Consider the following 13,042-nt stretch of genomic DNA (forward strand, 5'->3'; position numbering starts at 1 on the left):
CAGGAAAAGTGTGAGCGGTTTTCCGTCCGGAATTGCGTAAAAAACAAAGAGATAGGGCGTTTCGTCGTTCCGTGAAACGGTGAAACGCACTAGTGCATGTCGCCCAGAAGTGCGACGCGCTTTAATGCATCAGCGGGCCGCTGGCTTTCCGCCAGGCGTCGATGCCGCCCTGGATATGGCGGGCACTGGTAATCCCGACATCCTGCGCCGCTTGCACCGCCATCGCCGAGCGCTCGCCGAAGGCGCAGTAGAACAGGATCTGTTTGCTGGTCGACTTCGCCAGCTCGTGCAGCATGCCGCCGGCGGCAATGTTTTCCTGCAGCCGCGCATAGGGCAGATGGATCGCGCCGGGGATGACCCCGTGCCGCTCGCGCTCGGTTTGCTCGCGCAGGTCGATCAGCGCCACGTCGGGTCGCCCGACCAGCGCCAGCGCCTGCTCCGCGCTGACCGCCCAGCCGCGGCTGGCGATGTCGTCCTGATGCAGCCCGACCCGCATGTTGGCGGGCACGGCCACATCCATCATTTTCGGGTTGGACAGATTGAGATTGTTCATGATGTTCACATACTCGTCGACCGACTTCACCTGCAGGCGCGGATTGAAGGCCTTTTCCTCGCCGATCGTCGACACGGTCTCGCCCTTATAGTCATGCGCCGGGAAGATCAGCGTCTCGTCGGGCAGCTTGAGCAGGCGGCCGAAGATCGATTCATATTGCTGGCGCGGATCGCCGTTCTGGAAGTCGGTCCGGCCGGTGCCGCGGATGAGCAGCGTGTCGCCGGTGAACACACGATCCGGCAGGATGAAGCTGTAGGAATCGTCGGTGTGGCCCGGCGTGTAGATGACGTCGAGCGCCAGGCCTTCGATGCCTAGCTTGTCGCCGTCGGCAAGCCGCATCGACACCACGTCGGCCTTGGTCTGCTCGCCCATGACAGTCACGCAATGCGTCTTGTCGCGCAGCGCGCCGAGACCGGTGATGTGGTCGGCATGAAGATGCGTGTCGACTGCCTTGACCAGCCTCAGGTCCAGCTCATTGACCAGCTGCAGATATCGCTCGACCTTCTCCAGCACCGGATCGATGATCAGCGCCTCGCCGCCGCGCCGGCTGGCAAGCAGATAGGAATAGGTGCCCGAAACGGAATCGAAGAGCTGACGGAAGATCATTCGTGCCTCTTTCGCCTGATGCCGGTTGTTCGGCTGCCGGTCAGTCTAGAACAAGCGCGAGGTGCCCGCCAGCGGCACACGCCCGTCAAAAAGGCTGAAACCCTACCGCCTCAGCACAGCACTCAGCACGTCCCTGATGCCAATCGAGCCGACGAAGCGCGAGCCTTCATCGAACAGCGCCACCGGCGCCGTCTGCGACCGGTGCATGGCGAGCATCACCGTTTTCAGCGGGGTGCCGGGATTGGCCCAGAACACCTGGGCGCCCTCCTCCGGCTGGCGCTCGACATCGGCGCAGGACACCCACACCGCCGGCTTGCCGTCGCGCTCGGCCGCCGCCACAAGGCCGTGGTCGTCGATCTTGAAGCGTGTCGTCTTGCGCCGGTCGAGCCACACCCAACCATTGTCGCCCTGCTCCAGGTCGCGACGGTCCCGCATCACGTTCCACGCCGTCAGCACCGACAGCGGATTCACATTGGCGATGAAGTCGCGGACATAGTCGTTGGCAGGGCGCAAGACGATGTCTTCCGGCGCGCCGGTCTGCACGATGCGGCCGCCCTCCATGATCGTGATGTGACTGCCGATCTTCAGCGCCTCCTCGAGGTCGTGGCTGACGAAGATGATGGTCTTCTTCAGCTCGGCCTGGAGCTGCAGCAATTCGTCCTGCAGCTTGGTGCGGATCAGCGGGTCCAGCGCCGAAAACGGCTCGTCCATCAAAAGGATCGGCGCCTCGGTGGCGAAGGCCCGGGCGAGACCGACACGCTGCTGCATGCCGCCCGAAAGCTCATGAGCGTATTTCTTCGACCACTGGTCGAGATGGACAAGCTGCAGCTGCTTCTGTACCCGCGCCTTGCGCTCGGCTTCCGGCACGCCAGCAAGCTCGAGGCCAAAGCCGACATTTTCCTCGACCGTGCGCCAGGGCAGCAGGCCGAACTGCTGGAACACCATGGCCACTTGCTTCTGCCGCAGCCGCCGCAAGGTCGTCTCGTCGCAGGTGACGACATCGACGATGCGGTCGCCGTCCTTGACGAGCACCTGGCCGCGCGACACGACGTTGAGCCGGTTGACGGCCCGCAGCAGCGTCGACTTGCCGGAACCGGACAAGCCCATCAACACCGAGATCTCGCCTTCGTGCACGGTGAGGCTGGCGTCGGCGCATCCGAGCACATTGCCGGTCTTTTCGAGGATCTCGGCACGGGTGGCGCCCTGATCGATCAGCGCCAGCGAACCGGCCTGGTCGGCGCCGAAGACGATGTCTACATTCTTGAAATCAACCGCGACCGTCATTTCTTGCCTCCAACGCCGATGCGGGTCATGCGGTCGAGCACGATGGCGAGCACGACGATGGCGAGGCCGGCCTCAAGCCCGAGATCGATGCGCCGCGAGCCGAGCGCCCGGTTGATTTCGGTGCCGAGGCCACCGGCGCCGATCAGGGCGGCGAACACCACCATCGACAGCGACAGCATGATCGATTGCGTCAGGCCCGCCATGATGGTCGGCAGCGCCGAGGGCAGCTCCACCTTCCACAGAAGCTGCCGCTTGGTGGCGCCGAACGCCTCGCCCGCTTCGATGATTGCCTTGGGCACCGAAACGACGCCGAGATGGGTGAGCCGAACGGCCGTCGGGATGACGAAGATGATGGTGACGATGAGGCCGGGCGCATTGCCGAGCCCGAACAGCGTGAGCACCGGTATCAGGTAGACGAAGGTCGGCAGCGTCTGCATCAGGTCGAGCACCGGCAGCATGACGCGGTAGACCTTCGGCTTGTGCGCCGCCCAGATGCCGAGCGGCACGCCGATCGCCATTGCCATTGCGGCGGCGGCAACGACCAGGACCAGCGTCTGCACCGTCTGTTTCCACAGATTCTGGTTGATGATGAAGATCAGGCCGAGGAAGACGCCGATGGCGAGCGGCCGCGAACGCTGTAAGAGCCAGGCGATGAACGCGATGACCAGGGCCAACAAAACCGGCGGCACCATGAGCAGGAGGCTCACTGCTCCGTCCAGGATGAAATTCAGACCGTTTGAAAATGCGCGGAAGATGGTGTCGAAATTGTCGGTCAGGAAACCGAAGAAAGCCTTGCCCCATGGCCCGATCGGAATTTTGTAGTCGGTCAGGAATTTAGAAATCGGATCCATCTTTCCCCTCTCGGCTTCGCCGCACTTGCCGCACGGTCATCCTCTCACGTCTCCAGGCATATGAAAAAGGGCAGCCTCTTCGAGGGCTGCCCTTTTTCGGAAATCATGCCGGTCCCAAGCGGATCAGCCCCCGAGCGCGGTCTTGACGGCAGCCGCCGCGTCGCCGCCATCAAAGGTGGTGACGCCGGCGATCCAGGGCGCCACCGCGTCCGGATGCTTCTTCAGCCAATCGGTCGCCACCGTCTGCGGATCGCCACCCTTGAGGATCGCGTCCATCATCTCGCCTTCCATGTCGAGATTGAACTTCAGGTTGGCGATGAACTTGCCGGCGTTCGGGCATTCGGTGGTGTAGCCCTTGCGCACGATGGTATAGACGGTGGCGGCGCCGAAGCCGCTGTCGCCCATGCCGTCGAGATAGGTGATCTTCATGGCGCCCATCACCGGATGCGGCGTCCAGCCGAGGAAGGCGATCCACTCATTGTTCTTCATCGACTGCTCGGCCTGCGTCAGCATGCCGGCCTCCGAGGATTCGACCAGCTCGAAGCCTTCGAGGTTGTCCTTCGGGTTCTTGATCATGTCCAGGATGATGCGGTTGCCGTCATTGCCGGCCTCGATGCCGTAAATCTTGCCGTTGAACTTGTCCTTGAACTTGCCGAGATCGGTCAGCGTCTTGACACCGGCATCCGCGACATAGGTCGGCACGACGATGCCATAGCCGGCGCCGGTCAGGTTGGTGCTGATCGTCTCGATCGAGCCTTCCTTGGTGTAGTCCTTGATGTCGTTGGTCATCGACGGCATCCAATTGCCGAGGAAGACGTCCAGGTCCTTGTTCTTCAGCGAGGCCATGGTCACCGGCACCGAAAGCTGGATCGTCTGCGGCTCATAGCCGAGCGCGGTGAGCAGCACCGAGGCGAGGCCCGTGGTGGCCTGGATGTCGGTCCAGCCGACATCCGACAGCCGCACGGCCTTGCAGCTCGCCGGATCGCCGGCATTGGCGGCGGTTGTCGACAGGAACGCCGCAAGGCCGAGGCCTGCGACGAAAGATTTCATACGCGACATGAACTTATCTCCCATTGGATTTCCGAGGCAAAGCGAAGTCACGGTTCTTGCGCCCGCCTTGTTTCGTCAGCCAAACACCATTTTGATGTTGTTTCAAGCGGTTCAACGTCGCGACGAACGGCGCGCGCTGGCCATTAAGCGACATGACAGCTTTTTGAACGACATCGAGTTTTTGGTGGACGGAGCCGGTGCCCTCTCCCCGAGCCGCGGCAAGTCGGCTTAGGGTGTGTCGAGATTCAGGTCGGGCCGGTCTCGCCTGAATCCCGACACACCCAAAAGAGCGACATGGCCAAGCTTTACTTCCACTACGCCACGATGAACGCCGGCAAGACGACGATGCTCTTGCAGGCGTCCTACAATTATCGCGAACGCGGCATGTCGACGATGCTGTTCGTCGCCGGCCACTATCGTAAGGGCGACACCGGGCTGATCTCGTCGCGCATCGGTCTCGAATCCGAGGCAGAGATTTTCCGCGACGGCGACGACCTCTATGCCACGGTCGCCGAGCACCATCGGCATGGCCCTGTGCATTGCATCTTCGTCGACGAGGCGCAGTTCCTCGAGGAAGAGCAGGTCTGGCAGCTCGCCCGCATCGCCGACCGTCTAGGCATTCCGGTCATGTGCTACGGCCTGCGCACCGACTTCCAGGGTAATCTGTTCTCCGGCTCGCGCGCTCTGCTCGCCATCGCCGACGACCTGCGCGAGGTCCGCACCATCTGCCGTTGCGGCCGCAAGGCGACGATGGTGGTGCGCCTGGGGCCTGACGGCAAGGTGGCGAAGCAGGGCGAGCAGGTGGCGATCGGCAAGGACGTCTATGTCTCGCTCTGCCGCAGACATTGGGAAGAGGAGATGGGTCGGGCGGCGCCCGACGACTTCATCGGCTTTGTCAACCGCTGAGCCGAAAGCCTGCATAGAGCAATTCCAGGAAAAGTGGGTAGCGGTTTTCCGTCCGGAATTGTATAAAAACAAAGACTTATAGCGGTTCGGCGATTTCGTGAAACGCTGAACCGCTCTAGAGCCGGATGTCGTCCTAAAACCGCTTCAAGCCCTGACCGCCGCCGGTGAAACCGGCATCGCCGCCGCAAGATATTTGCCGGCGCTGTTTCATGGCCGGTCGCAAAAACAAGACCTTAAGGCATGTCAGCAAAAGCTGCTCGATGATGGTGCGCGTTACTAGGCGCCATGCGCATGCTTGCCTTGCCTTTCAAGGACCTAACCAATTCTTTTGTTTTGACGCTTCCCTTTGTCTTCCTTCTTTCAATCCCTTGAAGCCCCACATATATTCGCCGCCACAACACGGAAACGGATGCTGAAGCGGGAGGCCCCAATGGCGACATTGCAGAATTTCGATGCCGAAATTGCCAAGACCAAGCAGGTCGTGCAGGACATGCGCAGCAAGATCGAGCAGTCCGGCACCGTGCTCGATACGCTTGCTCAGGCCGACAAGAAGATCGGCGACGCCAATTTCGACATCGAGAACGCCCGCATCGAGGACGTGCTCAAGCAGCAGAAAGTCATGGAAGGCAATATTGCCGACCTGATCATCGGGCTCGAGGACGCAACCAATGTCTTCGGCGCCGAGTTCGAAAGCATGAAGAACTACACCGGCTGGGAAAATTTCGTCGGTATCTTTTCGGCGCAGCGCAAGCAGCGCATGCGCACCGATCGCGTCCGCAACATGTCGCTGGCCGGCAATCTGCAGGAGCTGCTGGCAAAATCGGACACCATCGTCGGCATCCTGAAGGCGCAGAAGCAGGTCCTCGACCAGCGCTACAAGACCTCCGAGGCCAGCCTTTCGCAGGTTATCGAACGCCGCAAGATGACGATGACCAACCTTGAAGCGGTGCAGAAGCGCATCGAGGAATTGAACCCGATGCTGCTCGACATCGAAAACAAGATCGCCGCCTCCACGACCCAGAAGGAGCGCACCGAGCTTGAGGGCGAGCGCTCCAAAATGGCGACCGAATACAATGAAAAGCAGGCCAAGGAGCAGGAGCTGCTGGCCGAAAGCCAGACGCTGGAGCGCTACACCTCGATGTTCCAGACCTTCGTCGATTCACTCAACAACCAGATTGCCGCGCAGTCGACGCTGATCAACAAGCTGACCATCGACACCGAGCAGCGCATCGTCCTCTACAAGGCGCTGGAAGATTCGCTCAAGACCGCCGCCCAGCAGGACGTCGCCCACAAGATCAACACGCTGGGCAGCCAGGTCGACAACACGGCCGAGGAGACGATGGCCGGCATCGGCGCCGCCTCGCAGAAGCATATCGGCGACCTGCTCGAGATGCATGAGAAGAACATGGTGGCTTCAGCCGACATCCAGCGCCGCAAGAAGCTCGCCGACGATGCTTTCGCCCGCCGCTTCGACGATGTGATGAAGAAGCACAACGCCGCCAACTATGTGCAGCAATAGGCGGCGCCGCTGATTTCATTTCCACGGCAGCCACATGACACCTGAGAACGACGCCGCGGCACGCTATTTTTCCGCCATCACGGCGGCGCTGAGCGGGCTGGAAGTGTTCATGCGCGACGACCGCTCGCCGCTCTACCGGCACGGCATCGTCGCCAGGATCGTCGCGGAGTATATCGCGCGGCTGGACAAGTCCTTTGCCTGCTGGCGCAACCGGCTGGGCTTCATGGACACCTTCCGCATCTCGCGCGCCGAAAGCGGCTATCCGGTCTTCCAGAACCTGCTGGAGCTGGAAAACGACCGCCAGCAGGCCGATGCCCGCCTGGCCAACATCCCGCAGGCCGGCGAGCTGCGCGAGGAGATGGCCGACTTCATCCTGCGCCATAAGGAATTTCCCGAGGCGCTACAGAAGTCGATGGCCGAGCGGCTCTATCTGGAGGACGTCAAGAGCGAGGCGACCTTCGGCCCCTTCACCCTGGCGCAGACGGCCAAGGTCTCGGTCAACCCGAAAACCATGCGGCCCTATTATCTCGTCCACTGGGCCGCGTTCGACGGCAGCGCCAACCTGCCGCTGGTCTACATGGCGACGGTAGAGGACTCCTCCGAAAGCATGGTGCGCCAGCTGGTCGACGTGAACGGCAAGCTCAACGAGCGGGTCGATATCCCGCTCCCCGTCGACGGCTTGCTCAACCCGGAGCTTGCGCACCGCTTCGACGATTTCACCGAGAAGAACTCGGCCTATACGCTGTCTCCGGCGACGATCGCCGTCAATCTCGACAAGGATTTCGAGCCGCTGCATCCCAAGCAGCTGAGGCGCGTGGTGCTGGGACCCTTCTACTCGGCCGGCATCACCCAGAACAATTCGACGGTGGCCGAGGTGCTGGCCAAGGTGCGCAAGCCGCAGAACGCCTGGCTGCTCACCTGGACCATCCAGGAAGTCTTCTCCAAGAGCGAAAAGCCCGGCCGCAGGGGCCTGTTCTCCAGCGAGAAGACGACGCAGGAATTCTTCATCAACACCGACGATCTCGAAGCGGCGCGCCAGGGCGTGTCGAGCTACGAGAACCACGCGCTGATCCCGCACGAGGCCTATCAGGCGCTCTACGCCGCCGGCGAGGCGCAGAAGATCTTTTCCGGTTACAAGGTCCACATCCTGTCCAACGGACAGGTGATCAGCGACGTCTGACCGTCAATCGCGGAGCATCCTTCATGGACACCGGCCTGACCACGATCTTGGAAGCCGCAATCGAAAAGCACCGCGCGACCGCGCACAGCTTCATCACCCGCATCGTCGTGCTGGAGGACCCTTCGCGCGAATCCGGCACGGCGCTTGCCGGCACCAACCGCCGCTTCGTCTCGACCGTGTCGGTCGGCTCGGTGCGCCGCACGCGCGAGGTCGAGCTCACGAAAACAGTAGCGGCCATTCATCCCGACGACCAGTTGATGAGCATCCCGCAGCACACGCTGCTCTACCGCGCCCGCCGCGGCCTGGCGATCGCGCTCGCCATATCCGACGTCTTCGCCGAAGGCTCCGACCTCGAAAGCCTGCAGGCGAGGAATGCGCGTGCGCCGCTGGAAGGCGATGAGGCAGCCACCTTCAAGAAGCTTCTGTCGGCCTCGGCTTACGTTTCCGCCTTCAGTTTCGCTTCGTATCTCTTCCAGCTGATCGACAGCGATGGCGAGGCGCCGAACGACATCCCCGAGCCCGACTTCCTGTTCGACACACCGCAGGACGCGGTCAAGTCGATCATCGCCGGTCTCGACAAGGCAATCGCCGGCTCGAAGGACGACGCCGACCTGACAACGCGCGCTCGCGCCTTCGCCCGCCTCGCCATCGACGGGTTGCTTGCGCGCAAAGGTCGCTTCGACGGCATTGGCCCGTTCGAAAATGCGCATATCCGTATCGACGTCGACGATTTTACCCTCGATGGTTTCGACGTCGCGCCCGGCAAGCGCACCAAGCCGCTGGTGATGACCTTCAAGAAACCGGAAGAGGTCATCGGCAACCACATCGCCAAATTCCAGTCGGTCAGGCTGGCCAAGATGCTGATGGCCTACGACTTCGAGCGCGAGATGAACCCCTTCGTCGAGCTCGGCGGCTTTCTTTTCACCTTCATCGGCGACGGCGCGCCAGGCACCGGCAAGACGACGCTGATCCAGATGATCGCCGGCCTCGTCAACGGCTACTGCCAGGTCGCCGGCTATCCCTTCGCCTATGAGAATTTCGGCGTCGACCAGATCTCGTCCTACCAGGGCAAGTCGGGCCAGAACTGCCGACAGTTCATCAACAACGTGCTCAATCCGCGCGTCATCGGCTTCGGCACCATCGACGACATCGACCAGGTGGCGGCGCGCCGTTCCGACGACCGTGCTTCCGCCGGTCAGCAGGAGATCACCGGTATCCTGATGGACGCCTTCGCCGGCGCCTCGACGGTGGTGCGTGGCAATTGCTCCTTCGGCATGTTCTCCAACTATCCGGAAAATGTCGACGATGCGCTGCGCCAGCGCGCCGGCGCGCGCTGGCTCGTCGACGGCCCGCAGACCCGCGATGATTATATCGACATCTTCGTGCTGCTTGCCGGCAAGAACCACGAGATCCCGCTTGGCAAGCACGAACTCTATGCCGCGCAGGAAATCCAACGCGCCGTGGCCGAGGCCTATGAAGAGCACGAAAAGCCGCAGGAAGACGGGCTGATGAAGGTCTATGAGCGCTACATGAAGGAAAACGGCGCGCCGAAGACCATGGCCGATGTCGGCACCTATCTGCACATGATCAAGGACGCCGAGCCGCGCTTCACCGGCCGCGCCATCAAGAACGTCACCGACGCGATAAAAATGCGCGCCATGGACATCGAGCTGCCGGACGACTGGTTCGAGAAGCCGGAAGCCTTCATGCACAAGAGCTACGATGACAAGAAGGCGATGATCGAGGAACTGCGCGGACCGTTCTCGATGGACATGGTCATGCAGGAGATCAACCGCTACGCCGATTCCGAGTTCCGCTATTCCGATAAATCCGACGACGCCGCCGTGGAGAAGCTCCTGCGCGACGCCAGGCTGCGCGAGCGCGCAGCGCGCGAGATGGAGGAGTTGAAGAAGAAGGGGCTGTGGAATGCGTGAGCTGCGCCGACCTCGCCTTCTCCCCTTGTGGGAGGAGGTGTCGCCGAAGGCGACGGATGAGGGGTGCTCCAGGGAACGCCAGCGTCTCACTCCGCTGGAACACCCCTCATCCGTCTCGGCGCTATCGCGCCGATCCACCTTCTCCCACAAGGGGAGAAGGGAAGAGTGCGCTGCCCCTCATCCGCCCTTCGGGCACCTTCTCCCCGTGAACGGGGAGAAGGGAAGATGAGCGCAATTAAAAAACCCGACCTTCTGCGCGACAACGAGCTGATCTACGGCCGCTTGCTAACCATCGACGAGCCGCATCTCATCCAGCGCTACAACAAGGCGCTTGCCGCTTTCGGCCTCAAGCCCACCAAGCTTGCGAGCTTCCAGATCGACCGCACCGGCTTCTCGCCCGAAATCGCCGAGGAATGCGGCGACTACAACTATCTCGATCCCAACGAGGTCAACCGCCGCTTCATCATCCTGACGCCGTCGCAGATCGACCTGCCGGTGGTCCACACCGCCTTCTCCAACACCTCGCAGCTGATGTTCGAGTTCATGTCGAAGAACCAGCGCGCCATCGACGCGCTGACCATCAAGGACGTCATCTACGGCGAGATCGAGGACTCGGTCCCGAAGGTCAACGACATCGAGGACCTGCTGTCGATCAATCAGGTCGAGTTCAAGGTGTTGTCGGCCGAGGATGTGCTCGGCAAGGCGGCCGAGCTCGGCAAGCTCGTCGACCGGCTGAGGCAGGAGCCTGACGCCTGGCGCGACGACGTCATGCTTGAGCGCATGGTCGAGCTTGCCAAGGTCTGCGGCGACATCCGCGAGAACGCGCTGGTGCCGGACCAGGTGATCTTCCGCCACAACGCCTACTGGACCAGCCATTTCGGCGGGCTCTATGTCTTCGTCGACCCCGACATGACGACGGTGATCAGCGATCCGGCCGCTCCCGGGTTCCGCCGCTCGCGCCCCTGGCAGGTGAGCTATCTGTCGATCAATGACGCCGACAAGGTGTTCGGCTTCCTGGCCGCCACCGGCCGCCTCGACCTGCCGCGCGCCTCCTGGATCGAGACTTCCGGTTATCTCGAACACCGCGCCGAAATGGTCGTGCGGGCGCTGATCCGCGATGCCGAGCCCAACCGCAATCTGACCGATGTCGACAAGGTCTGGCTGCAGACCTGGATCCACGGCCACGCCGACCTGATCGCCAGCGACGGCAATTTCCCGTTCCTCAACGCCGCCAAGCGCGAGATCGCCCAGCTCGGCCATCTCAAGATCGAGGATGTGCCGCCGCGCCAGCGTTTCCTCGTCGTGCGCGCCAAGCCCGATCATCCCGATGCCTGGCTGACCAACCAGCTGATCTCGGATTTCGTGCCGCAGGACTTCGTGTCGCGCTACGTCTTCAACAAGCCCGGCTTCTACAAGGACTATGACGGCTTCAGCGACGCTTGGCGAAGCCATGTTGTGGACGTTCTGAAAACCACATATTTGAAGGACAAGGCGGCGTTCCGCGCGCGCCTTTACGGTTTGACTGACTAGAGCATGATTCCGAAAAGTGGGAACCGGTTTTCGGGGGAAATCATGCTCCAACAAAGAGTTAGATCAGGATGACGTTTCAACGAAACGTTATTCTGATCTAGAGCAATTCCAGGAAAAGTGTGGGCGGTTTCCGCCCGGAATTGCGGCAAAACAAAGGGTTAGGGCAGATCGCCGTTTCCCTTGAAACGGTGAAATGCTCTGAGGGGGTGCCACAGCCATGCTCGACCCGATCGTGAACTTCGTCACCCGGATTTTTCAATGGATCGGCCGCGGCATCGGCTTCGTCATCGGCCTCATTCTGTGGCCGTTCATGTGGGTTGGCCGCTGGTACGGCCAGCGCGGCTGGATTCTGAAGGCGGTGGTCGGCCTTGCCGTTCTGGTATTGATCGGCCTCTATGCCAACTTCTTCTACGCCACGCAGTGGTGGAACAATTTCAACCCGAACTATCCCGACACCTACACGTTCGAGAAGCGGAACGTGTCGGCGGGCGAGCAGGTTTCAGCCGGCAGCGGCACCGATACGGCCAAGACATGCGGCAACTCGGCGATCGCCCAGGTTGCCGCCGATTTGACGGACTTCAACGTCAACCAGAATGCCTGGATCTCCTCGATGATCCTCTACAAGCTCGGCTTGTTCGGCATCGATTGGGACCACACGCCCTGGATGGACAACAAGGCCTCCTTCCAGCGCGGCATCAACCAAGCGGTGCGGCGCACCGCGACCGAGCTTGCCGACAATCTCGGCCGCGTGCGCACGACATCGCAGATCGACGCCGACCTGCAGGATGCGCGCGGCAATCTGCAGTTCGATGAATACACCTGGTATTTCGGCCTGAACCCGTTCGGCCCCAAGACGCCGACGCCGAGCTATTATCGCGACGCGGTGCGCAAGCTGCGAAACTTCAACGCCCGGCTGGCCACCTGCCAGGCGACGTTCGACGCCCGTGCCGACAATCTGAAGCAATATATCGACCGCATCTCCTCGGACATCGGATCGACCTCGGCCATCCTCAAGGAGCGCGCGGAAAACCACAATGATGGCTGGTTCGATACCCGCGCCGACGACCGCTTCTGGTTCGCCTATGGTCAGCTCTATGCATATTACGGCCTGATGAAGGGCGCCCAGGCCGACTTCGACGACGTGATCAAGGAAAAGCACCTGCAGAGCCTTTGGGACACGATGGATTCGCAATTCGTCTCGGCGCTGCGCATCCAGCCCTTCATCATCGCCAACGGCCGCGAGGACGGCTGGCTCCTGCCGACGCATCTGACGACGATGGGCTTCTACATCCTGCGCGTGCGCTCCAACATGGTCGAGATCAGCAACGTGCTCACGCAATAGCGCCTTTCGAGGCGACACGGCGATGGTGGATTTGCGCCGTCGCCTCTGTCGCTTTTCGCGTATTCAGCGGCTGTTTTGAGACGGCGGAACGGTCTTGGCTCTGGCTTCTATACGCCGCAAGCGACCGGGGCCGAAGACCCGAACAGGGTCGGACCGGGAACAGCAGTTTTTCTTTGCAGGAAACTTAGTTGCATGGAAGTTGACGCCGCGGCCGCGACAGGGTTAGAACTTACCCTTGCGCCCGCGCGGCGTTTCGAACATGCACAAATGATCAAAACCGTCCCTTC

At 61.7% G+C, this 13,042-nt stretch carries 10 protein-coding genes; 6 read left to right on the forward strand and 4 right to left on the reverse strand.

What is annotated here, in order from left to right; genetic code table 11:
* Nucleotides 1–121 precede the first annotated feature (121 nt).
* The 4 genes from LB520_RS04855 to LB520_RS04870 form a co-directional block, all read right to left on the reverse strand.
* Nucleotides 122–1,159 carry an MBL fold metallo-hydrolase gene (locus LB520_RS04855; protein WP_224630928.1) on the reverse strand — a complete coding sequence of 346 codons (1,038 nt, stop codon included), beginning with the start codon at nt 1,157–1,159 and terminating at the stop codon, nt 122–124.
* 102 nt (nt 1,160–1,261) lie between these two features.
* Nucleotides 1,262–2,443, reverse strand: a complete 1,182-nt coding sequence (choV, locus tag LB520_RS04860; RefSeq protein WP_224636635.1) for a choline ABC transporter ATP-binding protein — start codon at nt 2,441–2,443, stop codon at nt 1,262–1,264.
* The gene (gene choW, locus LB520_RS04865) at nt 2,440–3,294 is read right to left on the reverse strand and encodes a choline ABC transporter permease subunit (RefSeq protein ID WP_095766478.1); all 855 of its coding nucleotides are present in this window, start codon (nt 3,292–3,294) and stop codon (nt 2,440–2,442) included. The genes choV and choW overlap by 4 nt, the downstream gene beginning before the upstream one ends.
* A gap of 123 nt (nt 3,295–3,417) precedes the next feature.
* Nucleotides 3,418–4,353, reverse strand: a complete 936-nt coding sequence (locus LB520_RS04870) for a choline ABC transporter substrate-binding protein (RefSeq protein WP_095766477.1) — start codon at nt 4,351–4,353, stop codon at nt 3,418–3,420.
* A 285-nt stretch (nt 4,354–4,638) separates the two neighbouring features.
* Between LB520_RS04870 and LB520_RS04875 the strand changes: the two genes are divergently transcribed.
* The 6 genes from LB520_RS04875 (at nt 4,639) to LB520_RS04900 (ending at nt 12,755) form a co-directional block, all read left to right on the forward strand.
* A complete protein-coding gene (locus LB520_RS04875) occupies nt 4,639–5,250 on the forward strand; it encodes a thymidine kinase (protein WP_095766475.1) in 612 nt (203 codons plus the stop codon).
* Between the two features lie 430 nt (nt 5,251–5,680).
* Nucleotides 5,681–6,769 (forward strand): hypothetical protein, encoded by a 1,089-nt coding sequence (locus LB520_RS04880; RefSeq protein ID WP_224636636.1) that lies wholly within the window; start codon nt 5,681–5,683, stop codon nt 6,767–6,769.
* A 34-nt stretch (nt 6,770–6,803) separates the two neighbouring features.
* Complete coding sequence (locus LB520_RS04885; RefSeq protein ID WP_224636638.1) at nt 6,804–7,949, forward strand: hypothetical protein; 1,146 nt, start codon at nt 6,804–6,806, stop codon at nt 7,947–7,949.
* A 23-nt stretch (nt 7,950–7,972) separates the two neighbouring features.
* Nucleotides 7,973–9,883, forward strand: coding sequence for an AAA family ATPase (locus LB520_RS04890; RefSeq protein ID WP_224636640.1), 1,911 nt, complete (start codon nt 7,973–7,975; stop codon nt 9,881–9,883).
* Nucleotides 9,884–10,108: 225 nt separating this feature from the next.
* Entirely contained in the window at nt 10,109–11,413 is a 1,305-nt protein-coding gene (locus LB520_RS04895; protein ID WP_224636642.1) for a DUF6638 family protein, read from the forward strand.
* 217 nt (nt 11,414–11,630) lie between these two features.
* A complete protein-coding gene (locus LB520_RS04900) occupies nt 11,631–12,755 on the forward strand; it encodes a DUF2333 family protein (RefSeq protein ID WP_224636644.1) in 1,125 nt (374 codons plus the stop codon).
* Nucleotides 12,756–13,042 lie beyond the last annotated feature (287 nt).

The organism is Mesorhizobium sp. CA12 (genome assembly GCF_020165255.1).
Taxonomy (GTDB): Bacteria; Pseudomonadota; Alphaproteobacteria; order Rhizobiales; family Rhizobiaceae; genus Mesorhizobium.

What these genes read in the sequence shown, in the direction of transcription:
- LB520_RS04855 (WP_224630928.1), bottom strand. Translation starts at nt 1,159, where the DNA reads ATGATCTTCCGTCAGCTCTTCGATTCCGTTTCGGGCACCTATTCCTAT.
- choV (WP_224636635.1), bottom strand. Translation starts at nt 2,443, where the DNA reads ATGACGGTCGCGGTTGATTTCAAGAATGTAGACATCGTCTTCGGCGCC.
- choW (WP_095766478.1), bottom strand. Translation starts at nt 3,294, where the DNA reads ATGGATCCGATTTCTAAATTCCTGACCGACTACAAAATTCCGATCGGG.
- LB520_RS04870 (WP_095766477.1), bottom strand. Translation starts at nt 4,353, where the DNA reads ATGTCGCGTATGAAATCTTTCGTCGCAGGCCTCGGCCTTGCGGCGTTC.
- LB520_RS04875 (WP_095766475.1), top strand. Translation starts at nt 4,639, where the DNA reads ATGGCCAAGCTTTACTTCCACTACGCCACGATGAACGCCGGCAAGACG.
- LB520_RS04880 (WP_224636636.1), top strand. Translation starts at nt 5,681, where the DNA reads ATGGCGACATTGCAGAATTTCGATGCCGAAATTGCCAAGACCAAGCAG.
- LB520_RS04885 (WP_224636638.1), top strand. Translation starts at nt 6,804, where the DNA reads ATGACACCTGAGAACGACGCCGCGGCACGCTATTTTTCCGCCATCACG.
- LB520_RS04890 (WP_224636640.1), top strand. Translation starts at nt 7,973, where the DNA reads ATGGACACCGGCCTGACCACGATCTTGGAAGCCGCAATCGAAAAGCAC.
- LB520_RS04895 (WP_224636642.1), top strand. Translation starts at nt 10,109, where the DNA reads ATGAGCGCAATTAAAAAACCCGACCTTCTGCGCGACAACGAGCTGATC.
- LB520_RS04900 (WP_224636644.1), top strand. Translation starts at nt 11,631, where the DNA reads ATGCTCGACCCGATCGTGAACTTCGTCACCCGGATTTTTCAATGGATC.